Origin of the sequence: Thioclava sp. (assembly GCF_048263065.1) — a bacterium.
In the GTDB taxonomy this organism is placed as follows: Bacteria; Pseudomonadota; Alphaproteobacteria; order Rhodobacterales; family Rhodobacteraceae; genus Thioclava.
Map to the genome: position 1 here is coordinate 17,594 of NZ_JBLXEM010000023.1, position 19,301 is coordinate 36,894.

The following is a 19,301-nucleotide window of genomic DNA, read 5'->3' on the forward strand; positions in this document are numbered from 1 at the left end:
AACCTAAAAAAACCAACGAAACCAACAGGAGATCAAAAGATGAAAACCAAACTTACGCTCGGGGTCGCAATCAGTGCCCTGCTTGCCATGCCCGCTTTCGCCGAAGGCACGCTGAACCTTTATACATGGTCGGATTCGATCGCGCCCGAACTGATCAAGAAATTCGAAGAAACGACCGGCACCACCGTCAATATCGATGGTTTCAACTCGAATGAAGATGCGCTGACCAAGCTTCAGGCAGGCTCGTCGGGCTATGACGTGGTGACACCATCGCAGCATTTCGTGAAGATCATGATCGATCAGGGGCTGTTGGAAAACATCGACGCCAAGGACATGGCTGCCTTTGCGCAGGTTGATGACAAATGGAAGAACCAGTGGTGGGATCCCGAGAGCAACTATTCGATCCCGCTGGCCTATGGCACGGCGGGCTATACCGTCAATCGCGACGAATACAGCGGTCCGGTCGATAGCTGGAAAGCTTATTTCGAGCCGGAGGCAGACATGAAGGGCAAGATCGCCTCGCTTGCCAGCCCCGATGAAGTCGTTGGCGCGGCCCAGCTTTATCTTGGTGTGCCTTTCTGCACAGAAGACAAGGCTGAGATGAAAAAGGTCTATGACTTGCTCATGGCGCAAAAGCCCTATGTCGCGGCCTATAGCTCGGACAATATCGAAAACCGGGTCGGTTCGGGTGAAGTCGCGATGCATTTCTGGTGGGATGGCAACTCGCTCAAGACGCGTCTCGATGGGGCCAATATCGAATATGCGATGCCCAAAGAAGGTCTGGTCGGCTGGCTTGACAGCTTTGTCGTGCCCAAAGGCGCAAGCAATGTTGCCGCCGCCAAAGAGTTCATCAACTTCATGTCCGAAGAAGAGAACGCTACGATCCAGTATAACTATTACGCCCATGCCTCGCCGGTGAAAATCGATGAAAGCAAAGCGAAATACACCCCCGAGAACGCACCCGAACTGTTCCCGACCGTGCCGGTCGAGTTCTCGCGCGCCTGCTCGCCTGCGGCGCAGGATCTGATCACCAAGGTCTGGACGGACCTGCTGCAATAAGTTCTACGCCCCGCCCGCATTCTTGCCGGGCGGGGTTTTGCTCTAACGAAGGGGGCTGGCATGGCCGAGCGGATCGAGATCGTTAACGCGCGCATGGCGGGTAGCGGTGCGCCACTGTCAATCCGCCTTGACGGAGGGCAAATCGAATGGGTCGGGCCGCCCGAGGATATGCCCAACGACGCCAATATCACGCGCCGGATCGACGCGCATGGGCAAGTCCTACTGCCGGGTTTTTGCGATAGTCATCTGCATCTGTTTTGGGGCGGGGTGACGCTGGATCAGCTCGATATGCTTCAGATTACGGATCGCGAGGCCGCCACATCGGCGCTGCGCGCCTTTGCCAGCCAACATCCCGACGAGCAGCTACTTTGTGCCTTTTCGGCGAATTATACGTTTTTGGGCGCGGGCACGCGGCCTGACCGCCATGCGCTTGATGCAATAGTGCCCGATCGCGCGCTTCTGATGATGGCGGTGGACGGGCATACCGCATGGGCCAATAGCGCGGCGCTCGAATTGGCAGGGCTGACGGGCGCGGTGCCGCAACTGCGCGGGGCCGAGGTCGTTTGCGATGCAAGCGGTGTGCCGACCGGAGAGCTGCGCGAGGGTGGCGCGATGGATCTGGTCCAGCGTTTTGCTGCCAATGGTGGGCGCGAGGGGATTTGCATGGCCGGTGACGAACCTACCGCCAGCTCTTCTGATCGCGCGCGCGACAAGGCCACATTGCGCCGCGCGCTTGAGGCCTGCGCAAGCCTTGGGATAACGACTGCCGTGAATATGGACGGCAACCTCTATCAGGCATCGCTGCTGGGCGAGATGGCGCAAGCCGGAGAGTTGCCGATCCGCGTCAGCCTGCCCATGCGCATCGCGCCCCACCATGACGCCGCGCGGATCGCTGCGCTGATCGAGGCCGCGCAACAACCGCCAGTAGGAAAGCTCAGCTTCGGGCGCATCAAGATGTTTATGGACGGCGTCTTTGACAGCTGGACCGCCTATCGCACCGATGATTACCCCGGCCGTGAGGGGGATCGCGGCGCGCCGCTGTTCACGCCCGAGCAGTTCAACGCGATCTGCTGTCAGGCCGATGCGGCGGGGCTGCAAATTCAGGTTCATTGCGTGGGGGACGCGGCGGTGCGCGCCACGCTGGACGGCTATCAGGGCGCGCAACAGGCTAATGGGACGCGCGATGCCCGCCACCGGATCGAACATATCGACCTGCTGCATCCCGATGATCTGGAACGGTTTTCCCAGCTTGGCGTCGTGGCCTCTATGCAGCCGGTGCATCCGCCGGGCTCCAGCGGGTTGCCGTTAGAGCCGACAGTGTCGATCATCGGGCGCAACCGCTGGGCAGATACCTTTCCATGGGCGGCCTTGCATCATGCGGGCGTGCCGCTTGCATTCGGAACTGACTGGCCGACGGCCCCGCTTTCGCCGTTCAACGCCATTCATGCAGCGCTTTCGCGCCAGCCTTGGGCGCCCGATTGCCCCGATCAACGCCTTCCGCTGAGCGAGGTGCTGCGCGCTTACACAGCGGGCGGTGCCTATGCTCTTTTTGCCGATGAAGCGCGTGGCCATCTTGTGGCTGCGCAACAAGCCGATCTTGTATTGCTCTCGCACGATCCGCATGATCTGGCGCTTGACCCCTCCGCCTGTCATGCCACGCTGACAATCTGCGCGGGCGACATTATTCATAAGGTTTCCTGATGAAACGGTCCCGTATCGAGGATTTGCTGGCCCAGCTTGTAGCCTTCGCGACGGTCTCATCGCAGTCCAACCTTGCGATGATAGATTGGGTGGAGGATTTTCTCATCCAGGCGGGGTTCGACGTTCGCCGTATCACCGCCGAGGGTGAGCCAAAGGCGGGCTTGCTGGCGAAATTCGGTGCAGGCGAGGGGGGCACGTTGCTGTCCGCCCATAGCGATGTGGTGCCAGTCGCGGGACAGGCTTGGAGCAGTGATCCTTTCACCCTGACCCGACGCGAGGACCGGCTATTTGGGCGTGGGGCGACGGATATGAAAGGGTTTCTCGCCTGCGTCCTTGCCCTGGCCGAGACCCTTAAGACACGTCCGCCAGCAGCGCCGGTCATGATCGCACTCAGTTGGGACGAGGAACTGGGCTGTCGCGGCATCGCGCAGATGATTGGGCAGGTCCTTCCCACCCTTGGCCACCCCGATCTGTGCATCGTGGGCGAGCCGACCCTGATGCGCCTTGGCACCGGGCATAAGGGCAAGACAAGCTATCGTGCGATTTGCCATGGCGAACCCGGCCATTCCGCGATGGCACCACAGTTTCGCAATGCACTGCATCTTGGCGCGGATCTGATCAATGCGCTGCGCGAGGAACAGGACTGGCTGCAAGCTGAAGGCGCGCGCGAGGAGGGCCATGAGATCGCGTATTCCACGGTTCATGCGGGGAGAATGTCGGGCGGGGTTGCGCTTAACATTGTGCCCGAACGTGCTGAGATTGATTTCGAGATCCGCAACATCGCCGCCGATGATCCAGAGGAGATCTTGTCCCGGATCATAAGCCGTCTCCCCGACGGGATCGAGATCGCGACGACGGGCAGCTATCCGGGGTTGAGTGCAGAGGCCGAAAACCCCGCTTTCGCAAACCTGCGTGGATTGCTGCCTGACCCCGAGCCGGTCAAAGTCTCGTATGGGACCGAGGCGGGGTTCTTCGCAGCCCTTGGCATTCCCACAGTCGTTTGTGGCCCTGGGACGATGCGCGATGGGCATCAGCCCAATGAGGGCATCGCGTGCAGCGAACTGGCGCTATGCGCGCAAGTTCTGCAACTGCTGCTTCGGCTCTCTGACGAAAAAGGGTAGCAAGCTGCATCTGCTTTCGCAGGTTTGAGGTCTTCATCAGCCCACTGCCGCTGAAACACGCGACCGACGCGATCGCCGCGCGTAGAAATGCTGCGCGATGCACGAAGGACCGGTCTGATGCAGCCGCACTGCGGCTTTGGAGAGGGCCGCAGCGAGGGCATGCAGCTTGGTATGCGTGGCCGCCATTGGTTTCGCTTAGTCAGCCTGCTGCGCCCCCCCTTTGATCGCAGGCTCGAAGCCGTGCGGTGCGCCTTCAGATAGGTTGCGTCGATCATGATCGAAACCGGTTTATGATTGGATCGGCATGCACACGCTGCCGTGCGGTCGTCATCGAGATCGGATGACCTCGCTGCTTCAAGAACCCGGTAGCTGACTTTCAGTCCCGACAAGCAAGTCCTTTCAATTGATCGATACCCTCGACAAAAACCTAAGACGACCCGGAAACCTGCAGAACATCGGTCGAGATTTCCGGATTGCCCATCTTAGACCATGCACGGCCGATGTCGCGCCGGGACCGTAGACGCCTACCTGTGTTGCGAGTTTTCGCATAGGAAAATGCGCTCAATGTTAGTTTTGGTCGCCGAACGCGGTATCCGTTGCGAGGCGGTGCGAACGGCTACTCAGATGAAAGACGCATCTAGAGCGATACTTGATTGGGAGTATTTCTCGCGCTGGCAGAGTTGAGCGCAGTTTGGTGGGCCAGCATTTGATGCAAAGATAACCATATCAGATTAAAAATTATGCAATTGCGCTGTTTTCTCTCATGCAGGCGCAACTTACACACTCGTTTGTGATTTTGCCCCTTGTTTCCGGGCTTACCGAAGTGGCACGCTAGGGACACATCGGAAAGGTCCGAACGGCATTTGCGCCTCGCTTTGACACCGCTTTTCAGCGGTTGGTCTGCGAGGCGTTTTGCATTTTCGGGGTTTCGACAAGTCGAAGGAACGTCATGAAAGAACGCATTGAACTGGGTTTGCTTTACTCGCGATCGGGAAGCTATTCGCTGATCTCCGAGGCCTGCCGCAGCGGTGTTCTGGGTGCGATTGCCAAGATCAACGCCGATCCCGATATGCCGCTCAGCTTCGTTGCTGTCGAGCGCGACCCACAGGGTAATGCCGATGCCTATGGCCCGCTTTGCGAGGAAATTTTGCGCGACAGCTCGGCGCGTCATGTGATCGGCTGCGTTACCTCATGGAGTCGCAAAGAGGTAATCCCGACGCTCGAACGCGCGGGCGGCACTCTGTGGTATACGATTCCTTACGAGGGGTTCGAGGCTTCCGATCACGTGGTTTACACCCATGCCTGCCCGAACCAACACCTGCTGCCGCTGCTGGGCTGGGCCTTTGCGCGGCTGGGGCGGCGGGGCTACCTGATGGGGTCGAATTACATCTGGGGCTGGGAGATGAACCGCCTCGCCCGTGAGGTGATTTCGGGTGCGGGCGGCGAGGTGCTGGGCGAGCGTTACCTGCCGCTCGGCGCGCTGGAGATCGAGCGCCTGATCGCCGAGATCCGCGCCACACGCCCCGATTTCGTGCTCAACAATCTAATTGGTCCGTCGCAATACGCGTTCCTTGAGGCTTATCACCGTCTGGGTCAGGAGGATGCGCATTTCCGCCCCGAGACGTGCCCGATCCTGTCGTGCAACCTGACCGAATGCGAATTGCCCGCGATCCATCCCGATGCCGCCGAAGGGCTGGTGGCGGCGGGACCTTATTTTCGCGGTGTGCGGGGCTGGCCCGATGGCGGGCAGAATTTTGGCTCCTCGCATGAGGCGGCTGCCTATTTAGCGGTGCATCGGCTGGTGCGCTTGCTGTCGGGGCATGCAGGGGCGGCGCGGGAAAGCCTGTCGCAGCTTTTGGCCCATGCGCCCGGCGGCAGTGAAGGGATCGATCTGGCCACCCATCACACGCAGTTGCCCGTGCTGATCGCGCAGGTCGAAAACGGTGCATTCGTCCCGCGTGAACGCTTTGCACCGGTGGCGGGCGATCCTTACCTGGCACATGGGCGCGAGGCGATCTTGCAGGGGGCGTCCAGCCTACGGGTGGTATCATGACGAGGCGCATTCGCATTCCCGTTTTGGGCGGCGCGCGCGCCTATGTGCTGCACCGTCCTCATCCCACGCTGCACGCGCTGGATCGGCAATTGCGTGCAATCGGGTTGGATGTGGTTCAGTGCTGGCCCGAACTGCCCGCCGAAGCGCTGTCGGCAGATTTCGTCTTTTTTGATGCCGATCAAGGTTATGACGCGCAATTTCCTTGGCCTACCGGGCAAAGCCCGATGCCGATGATTGCGCTGATCGGCTCCGAAGCGCCCGGGCGCATCGAGTGGTCTCTTGAGGCGGGCGCACATGCGCAGCTGCTCAAACCTGTGGGCGATGGCGGGGCCTATTCGGCGCTCCTGATTGCGCGCATCGCCTTTGAGGCGCGCCAGTCCTTATCCGCTGAAATCGCCGATCTACGCCGCCGCCTTGATGAGCGCCAAACCGTCGTGCGTGCCGTCACGTTGCTCGCCGCGCGCGGCAAATCCGAGTCCGAGGCCTATGACCAGTTGCGTCAGATGGCGATGGCGTGGCGAGTGAGTTTTGAAGATGGTGCGCGCCGCGTTGTCGCCAGCCACGATGCGCAAGGGGGTGCAAATGACCGATCTGACCTTGGCTAAGGGCGCGGCTGGACCGCAAAGCGCTTGGCGTCGATTGTTGGGACGCAAGCTGGCCCTGTTGGGGTTGGTGCTGATTGCGGTCGTCGTCGGCGGCGCGATTTTTGCGCCGTGGATCGCGCCCTATCAGCCGCAAGAACAAATGTTTGATGGGCTCACGCTGGAAGGCGCGCCGATGCCGCCGGGGACACAGTTTTGGCTGGGCACCGATCTGTTGGGGCGCGATCTGTTCTCGCGCATCCTGTATGGCGCGCGCACCTCGCTGATCATCGGGGTGGTGGCCAATGGGTTGGCGCTGATTATCGGCACGCTAATCGGCGTTACGGCGGGTTATTTCCGGGGTTGGATTGGCGCGGTGCTGATGCGGTTCACCGATCTGATGATGGCGTTTCCCGCGCTATTGCTGGCGATTTGTCTTGCGGCGATCTTTACGCCGTCTCTGTGGATCGTGGCGATGGTGATTGCGCTGGTAAACTGGGTGCAAACGGCGCGCGTGGTCTATACTGAAACCTCGGCGCTGGCCGAGCGCGAATTCGTTGCCGCCGAAAAGACGCTGGGCGCGGGAACGGCGCGCATTCTGTTTCGCCATATCTTGCCCCACCTCGTGCCGATGATCATCGTCTGGGGAACACTGGGGATTTCGACCACGGTGCTGCTGGAAGCGACGCTCAGCTACCTTGGCGTCGGAGTGCAGCCGCCCACGCCAAGCTGGGGCAACATCATCTTTGAAAACCAGACCTATTTTCAGGCCGCGCCGTGGCTCGTGTTCATCCCCGGTGCCGCGATCCTGCTTCTGGCGCTGGCCTTTAACCTTGTGGGCGATGCGCTGCGTGATGTGCTCGACCCGACGCAAAGGGGGCGTTCGTAATGCTGGCCTATCTTGCCCGCCGTTTGATTCAGGCCGCGCTGATCTTGCTGGGGGTGTCCTTTATCACCTTCTTCCTGCTCTACGTGCTGCCCGCCGATCCGGTGCGCCAGATTGCTGGACGGTCCGCCACGGCGCAGACGGTTGAGAATATCCGTCATCAGCTGGGGCTCGATCAGCCGTTTGTGGTGCAATACTGGCGCTATCTGGTCGGTCTGGTGCAGGGCGACATGGGGCGCAGCTACCTGCAAAAAACGGATGTGGCGACGCTGATCATGGCGCGCTTGCCTGCTACGCTGCTGTTGATGCTGGGCGCTATCGTGGCCGAGCTGGTAATCGGTCTGACGTTGGGAATTATCGCCGCAATCCGGCGCGGCGGTGCGTTGGATCAGACTCTGATGATCACCTCTTTCGTGGCGGTGTCAGCGCCGCAATTCGTGGTTGGTCTGCTGCTGCTCTATGTTTTTGCGGTCAAGCTAAGCTGGTTTCCAATCGGCGGGTATGGCAGCTTTTCCAACCTTGTGTTGCCCGCATTGACGCTGGGGATCATGGGGTCGGGTTGGTATAGCCGGATGATGCGATCCAGCATGATCGACGTGCTGCGTTCGGACTATATCCGCACCGCACGCGCCAAGGGGCTGCGCCGGTCGCGCGTGCTGGTGTTGCACGCCATGCCCAACGCCATTTTGCCCATTATTGCGATGATCGGCATTGATATCGGCATCTTTATGTCGGGCATCGTTGTCGTCGAAAGCGTGTTTGGCTGGCCGGGCATTGGCCAGCTTGCGTGGCAGGCGATCCAACGCGTGGATATCCCGATCATCATGGGCGTCACGCTGGTTTCGGCCTGCGCCATCGTGCTGGGCAACCTGATTGCCGATATGATCACCCCTTTCATCGACCCGCGCATCAAGTTGCGCTGATCGCAACCCGACCCCCGGCAAAACGGGGCAAGACTGCAAGAAACGTTCAACAGACGGAGAGAAAAATGAGCCTGATGAAAACCATGCTAACGACAAGCGCGCTGGCGGTGTCGCTGTCCTTCGCCGGTGCCGCGCTGGCGCAAGACTACCAGCCCGACCCCAATGCCAAGCCCGGCGGTAATATTATCATCACCTACAAGGACGACGTGGCCACGCTTGATCCCGCGATCGGCTATGACTGGCAGAACTGGTCGATGATCAAATCACTGTTTGACGGGCTGATGGACTACGTTCCCGGCACGACCGAGCTGCGCCCGGGTCTGGCCGAAAGCTACGAAGTATCCGATGATGGCATGACATTCACCTTCCATCTGCGCGCGGGTGTGAAGTTCCACAACGGTCGCGAAATGACCGCCGAAGATGTGAAATACTCGCTTGATCGTGTCACCAACCCGGTTACGCAATCCCCCGGCGCGGGCTTCTTTGCCTCGATCATGGGCTATGACGCGATGGCGGACGGCTCGGCCAGCGAACTCAGCGGTGTCGAAGTGGTCGATCCGGCGACCGTCAAGATTACGCTTAACCGTCGCGATGCAACATTCCTTCACGTGATGGCGCTGAATTTCGCCTCGATCGTGCCGAAAGAGGCGGTCGAAGAATGGGGCACCGATTTTGGTAAACACCCCGTTGGCACCGGCGCCTACAAGCTGGCGGATTGGACCATCGGTCAGCAATTGGTCTTTGCCAAAAACACCGAATATTGGCGCGCGGGCGTGCCCTATCTCGACCAGATCACCTTTGAAGTTGGTCAAGAGCCCATCGTGGCGCTGCTGCGTCTGCAAAAAGGTGAGGTCGACGTTCCCGGCGACGGCATCCCGCCCGCGAAATTCGAAGAGGTGATGTCTAACCCCGCCGAAAAAGCCCGTGTGGTCGAGGGCGGTCAGCTGCAGACTGGCTATATCACGCTCAACGTCAAGACGCCGCCGTTCGACAATCTCAAGGTGCGCGAAGCGGTCAACATGGCGATTAACAAACAGCGCATCACGCAGATGATCAACGGGCGCGCGATCCCGGCCAACCAGCCGCTGCCGCCCTCAATGCCCGGCTACATCAACGATTACAAAGGCTATGCGTTTGACACCGACGCGGCCAAGGCGCTGCTGGCCGATGCGGGCTTTGCCGATGGGTTCTCGACCGAGCTTTACGTGATGAACACCGATCCCAACCCGCGCATCGCGCAGGCCATTCAGCAGGATCTGAAGGCAATCGGCATCAGCGCCGACATCAAATCGCTTGCGCAGGCCAATGTGATCGAGGCCGGTGGCGCGGGCAAAGCGCCGATGATCTGGTCGGGCGGCATGGCATGGATCGCCGATTTCCCCGATCCCTCGAACTTCTACGGCCCGATCTTGGGCTGTGCGGGCGCGGGTGAGGGCGGCTGGAACTGGTCGAAATTCTGCGACCCCGAGATCGACGCCGAGGCGACCAAGGCCGACAGCTACACCGATCCGGCCGATCCCGAGCGTTTGCAAATGTGGTCGGACGTCTATGCCAAGGTGATGGAGCAAGCGCCTTGGGTGCCCGTTTTCAACGAGCAGCGCTACACGATGAAATCTGAACGGATGGGCGGGGATGACAGCTTGTATGTCGATCCGGTCTCGATTCCGGTCAACTATGATTATGTTTATGTGACGAAGTGAGACACCATGTGCAAAGCCTGTGACTACACGATCCATGGCGCACAACACCATTTCGGTTGGGACAATTCGCTTGTCCCGGCCGAGACGGTGGCCCCGGGATCGACCATCGAATTTCACTGCCATGACAGCTCGGCTGGCCAGCTTGGCCCGTCTTCGACTGTGGCCGATGTTGCAACGCTGGATTTCGGCAAGATCAACCCGGTTTCTGGGCCGATCTATGTAGACGGCGCCAAGCCCGGCGATGTTCTGAAAGTGACAATCGACAGCTTTACCCCGCGTGAGGCCGAGGGCTCCGCTTGGGGCTGGACGGCAAATATTCCCGGCTTCGGGCTGTTGGCCGATCAGTTCACCGACCCGGCGCTGACGATCTGGAAATATAACGCCGCATCGCCTGATAAGGCGCTGTGGGGAAGTGAGGGGAAGGTTCCGCTCAAGCCGTTTTGCGGCACCATCGGCGTCGCGCCTGCCGATGCGGGGCTGCTTTCCATCGTGCCGCCGCGCCGGGTCGGGGGTAACCTTGATATCCGCGATCTTGCGGCAGGCACCACGCTGTATTTGCCCGTCGAGGTCGACGGCGCGCTGTTCTCCGTTGGCGACACCCACGCCGCGCAAGGCGATGGCGAGGTCTGCGGCACCGCGATTGAAAGCCCGATGAACACGGTCCTCACCTTTGATTTAATCAAGAACGAGCCGCTGAAATTCCCCCGCTTCACTACGCCGGGCCCGGTTACGCGTCATCTTGACAGCGCGGGCTATGAGGTCACGACGGGCATTGGTCCCGATCTGATGTCTGCGGCGCGCGACGCGGTGGCGGGCATGGTCGATCTGCTCTGTGCGCAACGCGGCATGGCTCCGGTGGACGCCTATATGCTGGTCTCGACCTGCGGTGATCTGCGGATATCTGAAATTGTGGATATGCCCAACTGGGTCGTCAGCTTCTACTTCCCGAGATGTGTCTTCGAATGAACCAGACCCCTATAGTTCAGTCTGGGGCCGTATCGGCCCCAGATTCCGCCCCGACCGTTCTCGAGGTTTCAGGACTGACGATTTCCGTGCGCGCCGAAGGTGTCGAGCGGGATTTGGTCAGCGATCTAAGTTTCACCCTCGCACGCGGCGAAACCATCGCCATTGCAGGCGAAAGTGGATCTGGCAAGTCTTTGACATCGCTGGCGATCATGGGGCTGTTACCGCCACCTGCGCTGCGCGTCAGTGCCGGGGCGATCACGCTCAATGGTACCGATCTGACGGCGCTGCCCGAGACCAAGATGCGTGCCATTCGCGGCGATCGCATCGCGATGATTTTTCAAGAACCGATGACCTCGCTCAATCCTGTGCTGAGCATAGGGCTACAACTGACCGAGGCAATTCGCGCCCACGAACCGATCTCCAAGAGCGAGGCGTCGGCACGTGCGCTTGAGGCGCTTAAAGCGGTCCGCATTTCCGAACCGGAACGCAGGATGACCCAATATCCGCATGAATTGTCCGGCGGTATGCGTCAGCGGGTGATGATTGCAATGGCGTTGGCCTTGCGCCCCGATGTGTTGATCGCAGACGAACCCACGACGGCGCTTGATGTGACCGTGCAGCGCGAGGTGCTAGACCTGTTGCGCGATCTGCAACGCGAAATGGGCACCGCGATTATCCTGATCACCCATGACATGGGCGTGGTGGCCGAGATGGCCGAGCGGGTGATTGTAATGCAACAGGGCCGCGCTGTTGAACAGGGCGCGGTGAACGATATTTTCGCCACCCCGCGCGCCCAATATACCCGCGATCTTTTGGCCGCCGTGCCGCGCATGGGCGACGGTAGCGGGGCCGTTTTAAGCGATGCGCAAACGGGCACCGTGGCCAGCCTGCGCGATGTGCAAGTGCGCTTTGACATTCGCGGCGGGATCTTGTCGCGGGTCACGCACCGGGTGCATGCGGTCGAGAATGTCAGCTTCGATATCCGCGCGGGCGAAACATTTTCGCTTGTCGGCGAGTCTGGTTGTGGGAAATCCACAATTGCCAAAGCGCTGGTCGGGCTGGTGCCACATCAGGGCCGTATCGAGGTAGCGGGTCATACGCTGGGCGGACTAAACGGCAACGATATGAAAGCGTTACGGCGCGATGTTCAGATCGTTTTTCAAGACCCGATGGCCGCGCTGGACCCGCGTATGCGGGTGGGCGATCTGGTGGCAGAGCCGCTAGTTATTCACGATATCGCCACGCCCGAGCAACGCCGCGCTCGCGTGGCGGAATTGTTCGAACGCGTCGGTCTGACGCCTGATCACCTTGATCGATATCCCCACGAGTTTTCCGGCGGTCAGCGCCAGCGCATCTGCATCGCGCGCGCCCTTGCGCTGCAACCCAAGCTGATTATCGCCGATGAAAGCGTCTCGGCGCTGGATGTGTCCGTGCAGGCGCGGGTGCTTGATCTCCTTGATGCGCTCAAAGGCGAATTTGGCATCGCCTATCTGTTCATCAGCCACGATATGGCGGTGGTCGAGAATATCTCGGATCGAGTGGCGGTGATGTATATGGGCCAGATTGTCGAAATGGGCACGCGGGCGCAGATTTTTGGCGATCCGCGCCATGCCTACACCAAGCGGCTTATGGCGGCGGTTCCGGTGCCCGATCCGACCTACGCCCGCCCGCCCGTTGCGCGTCTTGCCTCAGAAATCCCAAGCCCGATTTACAAGTTGGGTGCCAGTCCCGCGCGGATGCCGTTGCGCAATGTCGGTGACGGGCATCTGGTCGCTGACGTGCTTGCAACTGACTGAGTGAGCACCCCGCCAGTCTCTTGATCGGCAACTGGCCTAAATAACTGCTGTTTGGATCGGCTGTAGAGATGCCGTTCCTCGCAGGACATTTCCCTTAACCTGCCCGGCTTGGGACGAAGGAGATGTTCATGAGCAAGGAACAACGCGCGTTTCAGCGCAAGTTACGGATACTTCGATACGCCGAGGAGATCGGCCATGCTTCCAAGCCAAATTCCATTAGCAAGTCGAGGATCTGGGCATCCGTCATGCCGACCTCAAGCGCGGCACGCCCTAGATCAACGGAAAAGTCGAATGATCGCAGCAATCTGACGGGCGGGAGTTTTCCCAACTGCTCAGCGACAAAGGGATGTCGATCTCGAAGCCAAGCTGGGCGAATGGGAACAGTGTTACAGCGTCCACAGAGCGCACGGCACACATAACGGAAAGACGCCTTACGAAGCCTTCAGAGAAAAGCGACAATCTGTGATTAGGATGTCGCGTGGATAACGACATATCTACAGATCAAACAACCAGCCCTCTCCCTGTCTATGTCGCACCAACGATCCGCGTGCCTGCTTGGCCGTCGAGGATGGCCAAAGCGTCTTCAAGCCGACCAATACCGGTGAAGCCTCCGGTCAAGGCAAAGTTACGTCCAGCATTGACTTTCGGGCCCATCGAACCCGGAGGCGCCCCAAGCGTATCGACCTCCGGCGGGGTTAAAGTGTTAATCCGCGCAGCTTTTGGCGTTCCGAAGTCGCGATAAACAGCATCTACATCGGTCAGCAGCAAAAGCGCATCCGCGCCCAGTTGTCGGGCCAGCAAGGCGCTTGCGGCATCCTTGTCGATCACCGCCTCGACGCCGACAAGGCTGCCATCCTCGCGCTGCACCACCGGAATGCCACCGCCGCCTGCGCAAATCACGATCACCCCTTGGTCCAGAAGCAGTTTCAGCACCCGCAGGTCGGGAATGTCGACAGGCTTGGGGGAGGCGACGACGCGGCGCCATTTTTCCCCATCTGCGGCAATCGCCCAGCCCGCGGCTTTGGCGCGCGCTTCGGCCTCGTCGCGCTCATAGACGGGGCCGACAAATTTCGTCGGTTTGCCAAAGGCCGGATCTCGGCGGTCAACCACAACCTGCGTCAAAAGCGTCGCCACTGGCTGCTCATGGCCGAGGGCGTTTTCCAGCTCCTGCTCGATCATGTAACCGATCATCCCTTCGGTTTCGGCCCCCAGCACATCGAGCGGATAGGCCTCATCGGGTTTGTAAGATGCGCCTTGCAGAGCCAGAAGCCCAACCTGCGGCCCGTTGCCATGGGTGACGACCAGTCGATGACCGGCGCGCACGATCGCGGCCAAAGCGTTAGCCGCGCGTTTCACATTGGCGCGCTGCGCCTGCGCCGTCAGCGGTTCGCCGCGTTTGAGTAGGGCATTGCCGCCCAAAGCCGCCACCACCAGCATCTCAGGCCCCCCCAGCATCTCAGGCCCCCAGCGTGGCGACAAGCACTGCCTTAATCGTGTGCAACCGGTTCTCGGCCTGATCAAAGACGATAGAGGCGGGGCTTTCAAAGACCTCCTCGGTCACTTCCATGGCGGAAATGCCGAACTCGGCCTCGATTTCAGCCCCAACCGTCGTTTCGGTATTATGGAACGCCGGCAGACAATGCATAAACCGCACTCGCGGATTGCCGGTTTTCGCCATCAAAGCCGCATTCACCTGATAGGGAGTCAGCAGCTTGATGCGCTCGGCCCATTTCTCTTTCGGCTCGCCCATCGACACCCAGACGTCGGTGTAGACGAAATCAACGCCCTTCACCGCCGCCTCGATATCGTCGCTGATCATGATCCGCGCGCCGGTGTCCTTGGCTAGGGCCTGTGCCTCATCTTGAATCGCCTGCGTAGGCCAACATGCCTTGGGCGCGCACAGCCGCACATCCATGCCCATCTTGGCGCCGCCAATCAGCAGGCTGTCGCCCATGTTGTTGGCCGCATCACCGACAAACACATAAGACACTTGGTGCAGCGGCTTTTCGACATGCTCTTGCATGGTCAGGAAATCCGCAAGGATCTGGGTCGGGTGAAACTCGTTTGTCAGCCCGTTATAGACCGGAACGCCGGAATATTTCGCCAGATCTGCCACGATCTCTTGGCCAAAGCCGCGATATTCGATCGCATCATAGATCCGGCCCAGAACACGCGCGGTATCCTTGACCGATTCCTTGTGGCCCATGTGGTTGCCGGTCGGGCCGAGATAGGTAACGCGCGCGCCTTGATCATAGGCGGCGACCTCAAAGCCAACACGGGTGCGCGTCGAGTCCTTCTCGAAAATCAGGGCGATGTCCTTGCCCTGCAAGGTGGGCACCTCGGTTCCGGCATATTTGGCGGTCTTGAGATCGGCGGCAAGCTTTAGCAGGAAGCCGATTTCGCGCGGGGTATAATCGCGCAGCGTCAACAGGCTGCGGTTTTTCAAATTGAAAGCCATTTGAGCGGTCCTTTCAGATCAGAGTGCGTCGCGGATGGTCGGGCAGCTCATGCAATGCCCACCGCCACGGCCACGGCCAAGCTCGGCGCCCGGAATCGCCAGAACTTCGATCCCGACAGCTTTGAGGGCCGCGTTGGTATCGTCATTGCGGTCATAGCCCACTACCACGCCCGGGCGCAGCGCCAGCACGTTGTTGCCATCGTTCCACTGCTCGCGGGCGCGTTCTTCTTCGGTGTTGCCACCCGTCGGCACGATCTGCAGTTTCTTGTAGCCCAGCACCTCGGCCACAATGTCAAAGATTGGGCGCGGATCGTGGCGGAACGACAGCGGAGCATCGCCCTCGCCGGGGCGAATATCATAGCAGACCAGTTCATCCGCGACTTCCTTGAAGGTCGTCACCACATCGCCGCCACAGAGGGTGAAGATGGTATCAAGGTGCATCGCCGCACGCGATTTCGGGATACGGAAGGCCAGAACGCGGTCCACGACGCCTTTCGCAAAAAGCGCCTCGGCGAGTTGACCAATCCCTTGCGGAGACGAGCGCTCGCCCATCCCAACCAACACAGTGCGCTTGCCCACCGGCATCACATCGCCGCCTTCCAGCGTGGCCAGCCCGTGTTCCTTGGTGGGATCACCCCAATGGATGCTGACTTTGCCTGCAAACTTCGGATGGTATTTGTAGATCGCGGTATTTAGCAGCGTCTCGGGTCGTCGTGCCGCCCAATACATCGGGTTAACCGTCACGCCGCCATAGATCCAAGCGGAATTGTCGCGCGTGAACAGTGCGTTGGGCAGCGGCGGCAAGATCAGGCCGCGATGCCCAAGGTAGCTACCAAACAGGGCTTTGGGCGCGAAGGGCAAGTCATCGGCCGCCAATCCTCCCAACAGATACTCGCCCAATTGCGCGCCCGGAAGGTCATCCATCCACGCGCGCAACTCGGTTTGCATGCCCACGCCGACATGATCGGGCGTCACCCGATGATCAAGCACAAACGCGCGCCCCTCTGCACTTTCTAACGTTTCGGCCAACAGATCGTTGACGTCCAGCACCTCGACTCCTTCATCGCGCATCAGGTTGGCAAAGACGTCATGATCCTTTTGCGCCTGTTTCACCCAGAAGACATCGTCAAACAACAGCTCTTGGCAGTTCGAGGGCGTCAGTCGGCGATGCGCCAGACCGGGGCGGCAGACAATGACCTGCCGCAGTTTGCCAGTTTCGGAGTGGACACCTAGCTTCGTATTCGTAGTCATTTTATTGCTCCAAACTGACCGGGGTTAAAGCGCGCTGATCGCGCCTGTCCACATCTGATAGGCGGCCACGAGTGCGGCGATGACGATGCCAATGCCGATCCAGGCTTCGACGCCCGCGAAGGGTTTTTCACCGTTTTTAGCACGCGCATACCAATAGATTGGCACACCGGCGGCATAGAGGATTGCGCACATCAGCAGGTAGGCAGGCCCCGCCGCATAGACCAGCCAAGCGCCATAAACAGTCGCCAACCCGCCATAAAACATGTCCCGACCACGCCGTTCACCTGTTTTGTAGCCCTCACCACTGAGCGCCAGTTTGAATGCATAAGCCCCCGACAGCACATAGGGCACCAGAATGGCGGTCGAGGCGATGTAGAACAGCGCAAGATAGGTCGAGTTTGCATAAAGCGTGACGATCAAAAAGAGCTGCACGAAGATGTTGGTGATCCACAGCGACCCGGCGGGCGAACCGTTCTTGTTTTCCGTGGCAAACACGGCAGGCAGCATGCCCTCTTTGGCCGCGCGATAGGGAATTTCCGCAGCAAACACGGTCCAGCTAAGGAACGCGCCTGCAACCGAGATCACAAGCCCGATGCGCACGACAACCGAGCCCCAAGGGCCGACCGCTTGCTCAAGCACATTTGCCATTGAGGCCGCCGCCGGAAGACCCGCCAGTTCCGTCTGACTCATCAGGCCAAACGACAAAAGCGAGACCAACAGATAGACCGAAAGAGCAATCACAAAGCCGATGATCGTCGCGCGCCCGATATCGGTGCGTTTCGCGGCGCGCCCCGAGACGACGCTCGCCCCTTCGATGCCGATAAAGACCCAAAGCGTGACCAGCATGGTGCTTTTGACCTGTGCCACGACGCTTCCCAGATCCGGCGTCTGCATGCCCCAGAAATCAAAGCTGAATTTCGGCATATTGAATGCGACTGCCACAAGCACGATGAACAGCGCGATTGGCGCCAGCTTGGCGATGGTTGTGACAACGTTGATGATTGCCGCCTGCCGAATGCCCATCAGGACCAGAGCGTGCGTGATCCAAAGAACGACCGATGCGCCGATGATGGCCTGCACCGTATTCCCTTCGGCCCCGAAGGCCGGATAGAAATAGCTCAGCGCGCCGAAGATCAGCACGACGTAAGACACGTTGCCCAGCCACGCGCTTAGCCAATAGCCCCAAGCGCTGTTGAAGCCGACGAAATCCCCAAAACCGGCGCGCGCGTAGGCATAGGGCCCGGCATCAAGGTGCGGTTTGCGCGTCGAGAGACCCTGATAGACGAAGGCCAGCGCCAGCATGCCAATGCCCGTGATTAACCAGCCGATGATGACCGCTCCCGGAGACGCGCCCTTGGCCATGTTTTGGGGCAAGCTGAAGACTCCGCCGCCGATCATTGACCCGACGACCAACGCGATCAGGGGTATCAAACCTAGTTTTCGGGATGTCTTTTCTGCCGACACTGATGCCGGACTCGTTTCGGTAACGCTCATAGCTGCATTCCTTCGGTCAGATATGAATTGCTGATGCCCACGGGCACTTGCTCGAAGCTTCTCTGGTCAGGGCAATTAATGAAGCGCGGTTGCGCGTGCATTTTGCCCGGCCCATTCGATCTTCTACACGCGCAACGTTAGGCCGCGTCGAGCCGCGACGTATTGACACAGATCAATAATTTCGATGATTGCGCCGCCACGCGCAGATGCGGCGTTTCTTTCGGTTTCCGAAAAGGACGACAGCGACCGCAGCGGTGATGCCGAAGCCCGGGCAAACGCGCATCCTAAGGAAGCTGACACCGTTAGACGCGCGGATATATCGGGGGAGGACTGGATCGCTCAGTTACAGCCAAACGCAAGAAAGCAACCAAAGCGAATTCCCCAGACCGCCCTATGTGCATCGAGAGAGGTCTCTCATTTACTCCATTCGTGGACATGCACGTCGCGGCCAGAATGTCCCTTCATGATCTTGACTGCGAGTGCCTCTCGCTCTGCGTCACGCACGCGGACCCAAAGCAAAATTCCACCGTGTTCAATCTCGTTGGCGTAGTAATCTTTGTGCTTTTTGCCCATGCGACGGGCCAGCAAGGCGCCGATTACGATGGCAGGAGCGCCTCCGATTGCGATGGCCGCAATAGAGGCCGCAACCGTACTTGCCGCTGTAAGCATCGCGCCCATCGCAACATACGAGCCAAGAAAGAAGAACCCGCCGACCACGGCCCCCTCCAATTCACCAATCGCTTCCTCGGAAACGAAAGCGGCGCGTGGCGCGTTGGGATCATCTTCCAGATCGGCCGAACGCCAATAAGCCTTTCCAAGCTTTTCCTCCAACACTTGCTGTCGGGCGAGCAAGCTGATGTCGTAGCGGCTAAAACCAACCATCCGCAGATCGTAGAAAGCTTTTTGAAGGCTCTCGAAGCTGTCAAATACGCCAACAGCCTCGGGAATATCGATGACGCCGGTCTTGTGATCTTCGGCTTGAGATTCGGCCATTGCACTCAACTCCTTTGACATGATTGTCCAAGGGAGATCGTAAAACGTCTCGATCGCTGCGTCGATGATTAACATCAACAACGCAGCGATCGCTCAGAGTGCGGTGTCGAACACCCGCTTTCCAGCCAACGAAACCGCCAGAACCCATCAACCGCGCCCGATGTGGTGACGCTGCTGATGGCGTCTCAAGGGTCGCTGCAGATCACCTGATACCGCATTTTCAATACAGGCGGCATGGCGACGTCTGCGCCGCACCTCGTCGCGCTCAACTTTGCGCGCTTGGACCGGAGGCGGTGAATGCGACGGCCTGCACAAGATC

At 59.7% G+C, this 19,301-nt stretch carries 15 protein-coding genes and 2 pseudogenes; 11 read left to right on the top strand and 6 right to left on the bottom strand.

Annotation, left to right across the window (positions count from 1 at the left end):
- The first annotated feature begins 39 nt into the window (after positions 1-39).
- Genes ACN0SD_RS17030 through argE form a run of 3 tightly spaced genes read left to right on the top strand, consistent with a single transcriptional unit; the run spans position 40 to position 3,881 of the window.
- Complete coding sequence (locus tag ACN0SD_RS17030) at positions 40-1,059, top strand: extracellular solute-binding protein (RefSeq protein WP_417809416.1); 1,020 nt, start codon at positions 40-42, stop codon at positions 1,057-1,059.
- Between the two features lie 60 nt (positions 1,060-1,119).
- Positions 1,120-2,760, top strand: a complete 1,641-nt coding sequence (locus ACN0SD_RS17035; protein ID WP_417809417.1) for an amidohydrolase — start codon at positions 1,120-1,122, stop codon at positions 2,758-2,760.
- The gene (gene argE / locus ACN0SD_RS17040; RefSeq protein WP_417809418.1) at positions 2,760-3,881 is read left to right on the top strand and encodes an acetylornithine deacetylase; all 1,122 of its coding nucleotides are present in this window, start codon (positions 2,760-2,762) and stop codon (positions 3,879-3,881) included. Before ACN0SD_RS17035 ends, argE begins: the two co-directional genes overlap by 1 nt.
- Before the next feature lie 144 nt (positions 3,882-4,025).
- Here the strand turns inward: argE and ACN0SD_RS17045 are convergent.
- Positions 4,026-4,162, bottom strand: a pseudogene (locus ACN0SD_RS17045) (IS5/IS1182 family transposase); the annotation flags it as partial.
- Positions 4,163-4,830: 668 nt separating this feature from the next.
- Between ACN0SD_RS17045 and ACN0SD_RS17050 the strand changes: the two are divergent.
- From ACN0SD_RS17050 to ACN0SD_RS17085, 8 genes and pseudogenes are all read left to right on the top strand, one after another.
- A complete protein-coding gene (locus ACN0SD_RS17050) occupies positions 4,831-5,934 on the top strand; it encodes a transporter substrate-binding protein (RefSeq protein WP_417809419.1) in 1,104 nt (367 codons plus the stop codon).
- Positions 5,931-6,539, top strand: a complete 609-nt coding sequence (locus tag ACN0SD_RS17055) for an ANTAR domain-containing response regulator (protein WP_417809420.1) — start codon at positions 5,931-5,933, stop codon at positions 6,537-6,539. The genes ACN0SD_RS17050 and ACN0SD_RS17055 overlap by 4 nt, the downstream gene beginning before the upstream one ends.
- Positions 6,517-7,404, top strand: coding sequence for an ABC transporter permease (locus ACN0SD_RS17060; protein WP_417809421.1), 888 nt, complete (start codon positions 6,517-6,519; stop codon positions 7,402-7,404). The genes ACN0SD_RS17055 and ACN0SD_RS17060 overlap by 23 nt, the downstream gene beginning before the upstream one ends.
- On the top strand, positions 7,404-8,324 hold the full coding sequence (locus ACN0SD_RS17065) for an ABC transporter permease (protein ID WP_038132514.1): 921 nt from the start codon (positions 7,404-7,406) through the stop codon (positions 8,322-8,324). Before ACN0SD_RS17060 ends, ACN0SD_RS17065 begins: the two co-directional genes overlap by 1 nt.
- Before the next feature lie 74 nt (positions 8,325-8,398).
- Positions 8,399-10,024 carry an ABC transporter substrate-binding protein gene (locus tag ACN0SD_RS17070; RefSeq protein WP_417809430.1) on the top strand — a complete coding sequence of 542 codons (1,626 nt, stop codon included), beginning with the start codon at positions 8,399-8,401 and terminating at the stop codon, positions 10,022-10,024.
- 6 nt (positions 10,025-10,030) lie between these two features.
- Positions 10,031-10,990 carry an acetamidase/formamidase family protein gene (locus tag ACN0SD_RS17075; protein WP_417809422.1) on the top strand — a complete coding sequence of 320 codons (960 nt, stop codon included), beginning with the start codon at positions 10,031-10,033 and terminating at the stop codon, positions 10,988-10,990.
- Entirely contained in the window at positions 10,987-12,786 is a 1,800-nt protein-coding gene (locus ACN0SD_RS17080) for an ABC transporter ATP-binding protein (RefSeq protein WP_417809423.1), read from the top strand. Before ACN0SD_RS17075 ends, ACN0SD_RS17080 begins: the two co-directional genes overlap by 4 nt.
- Positions 12,787-12,985: 199 nt before the next feature.
- A pseudogene (locus ACN0SD_RS17085) lies at positions 12,986-13,272 on the top strand (integrase core domain-containing protein); the annotation flags it as partial.
- 39 nt (positions 13,273-13,311) lie between these two features.
- Here ACN0SD_RS17085 and arcC read toward each other — a convergent pair.
- The 5 genes from arcC to ACN0SD_RS17110 form a co-directional block, all read right to left on the bottom strand.
- Positions 13,312-14,223 (bottom strand): carbamate kinase, encoded by a 912-nt coding sequence (gene arcC / locus ACN0SD_RS17090; protein WP_417809431.1) that lies wholly within the window; start codon positions 14,221-14,223, stop codon positions 13,312-13,314.
- Positions 14,224-14,242: 19 nt separating this feature from the next.
- Positions 14,243-15,244, bottom strand: coding sequence for an ornithine carbamoyltransferase (gene argF / locus ACN0SD_RS17095; RefSeq protein WP_417809424.1), 1,002 nt, complete (start codon positions 15,242-15,244; stop codon positions 14,243-14,245).
- Between the two features lie 18 nt (positions 15,245-15,262).
- Positions 15,263-16,495: an arginine deiminase gene (locus tag ACN0SD_RS17100; RefSeq protein WP_417809425.1), complete on the bottom strand. Its 1,233-nt coding sequence runs from the start codon at positions 16,493-16,495 to the stop codon at positions 15,263-15,265.
- A gap of 24 nt (positions 16,496-16,519) precedes the next feature.
- The gene (arcD, locus tag ACN0SD_RS17105; RefSeq protein ID WP_417809426.1) at positions 16,520-17,989 is read right to left on the bottom strand and encodes an arginine-ornithine antiporter; all 1,470 of its coding nucleotides are present in this window, start codon (positions 17,987-17,989) and stop codon (positions 16,520-16,522) included.
- Positions 17,990-18,403: 414 nt separating this feature from the next.
- Positions 18,404-19,057: a hypothetical protein gene (locus ACN0SD_RS17110; RefSeq protein ID WP_417809427.1), complete on the bottom strand. Its 654-nt coding sequence runs from the start codon at positions 19,055-19,057 to the stop codon at positions 18,404-18,406.
- Positions 19,058-19,301 lie beyond the last annotated feature (244 nt).

Excerpts from the sequence above, each read along its gene's own strand:
- ACN0SD_RS17030 (WP_417809416.1), top strand. The coding sequence starts at position 40 with ATGAAAACCAAACTTACGCTCGGGGTCGCAATCAGTGCCCTGCTTGCC.
- ACN0SD_RS17035 (WP_417809417.1), top strand. The coding sequence starts at position 1,120 with ATGGCCGAGCGGATCGAGATCGTTAACGCGCGCATGGCGGGTAGCGGT.
- argE (WP_417809418.1), top strand. The coding sequence starts at position 2,760 with ATGAAACGGTCCCGTATCGAGGATTTGCTGGCCCAGCTTGTAGCCTTC.
- ACN0SD_RS17050 (WP_417809419.1), top strand. The coding sequence starts at position 4,831 with ATGAAAGAACGCATTGAACTGGGTTTGCTTTACTCGCGATCGGGAAGC.
- ACN0SD_RS17055 (WP_417809420.1), top strand. The coding sequence starts at position 5,931 with ATGACGAGGCGCATTCGCATTCCCGTTTTGGGCGGCGCGCGCGCCTAT.
- ACN0SD_RS17060 (WP_417809421.1), top strand. The coding sequence starts at position 6,517 with ATGACCGATCTGACCTTGGCTAAGGGCGCGGCTGGACCGCAAAGCGCT.
- ACN0SD_RS17065 (WP_038132514.1), top strand. The coding sequence starts at position 7,404 with ATGCTGGCCTATCTTGCCCGCCGTTTGATTCAGGCCGCGCTGATCTTG.
- ACN0SD_RS17070 (WP_417809430.1), top strand. The coding sequence starts at position 8,399 with ATGAAAACCATGCTAACGACAAGCGCGCTGGCGGTGTCGCTGTCCTTC.
- ACN0SD_RS17075 (WP_417809422.1), top strand. The coding sequence starts at position 10,031 with ATGTGCAAAGCCTGTGACTACACGATCCATGGCGCACAACACCATTTC.
- ACN0SD_RS17080 (WP_417809423.1), top strand. The coding sequence starts at position 10,987 with ATGAACCAGACCCCTATAGTTCAGTCTGGGGCCGTATCGGCCCCAGAT.
- arcC (WP_417809431.1), bottom strand. The coding sequence starts at position 14,223 with ATGCTGGTGGTGGCGGCTTTGGGCGGCAATGCCCTACTCAAACGCGGC.
- argF (WP_417809424.1), bottom strand. The coding sequence starts at position 15,244 with ATGGCTTTCAATTTGAAAAACCGCAGCCTGTTGACGCTGCGCGATTAT.
- ACN0SD_RS17100 (WP_417809425.1), bottom strand. The coding sequence starts at position 16,495 with ATGACTACGAATACGAAGCTAGGTGTCCACTCCGAAACTGGCAAACTG.
- arcD (WP_417809426.1), bottom strand. The coding sequence starts at position 17,989 with ATGAGCGTTACCGAAACGAGTCCGGCATCAGTGTCGGCAGAAAAGACA.
- ACN0SD_RS17110 (WP_417809427.1), bottom strand. The coding sequence starts at position 19,057 with ATGTTAATCATCGACGCAGCGATCGAGACGTTTTACGATCTCCCTTGG.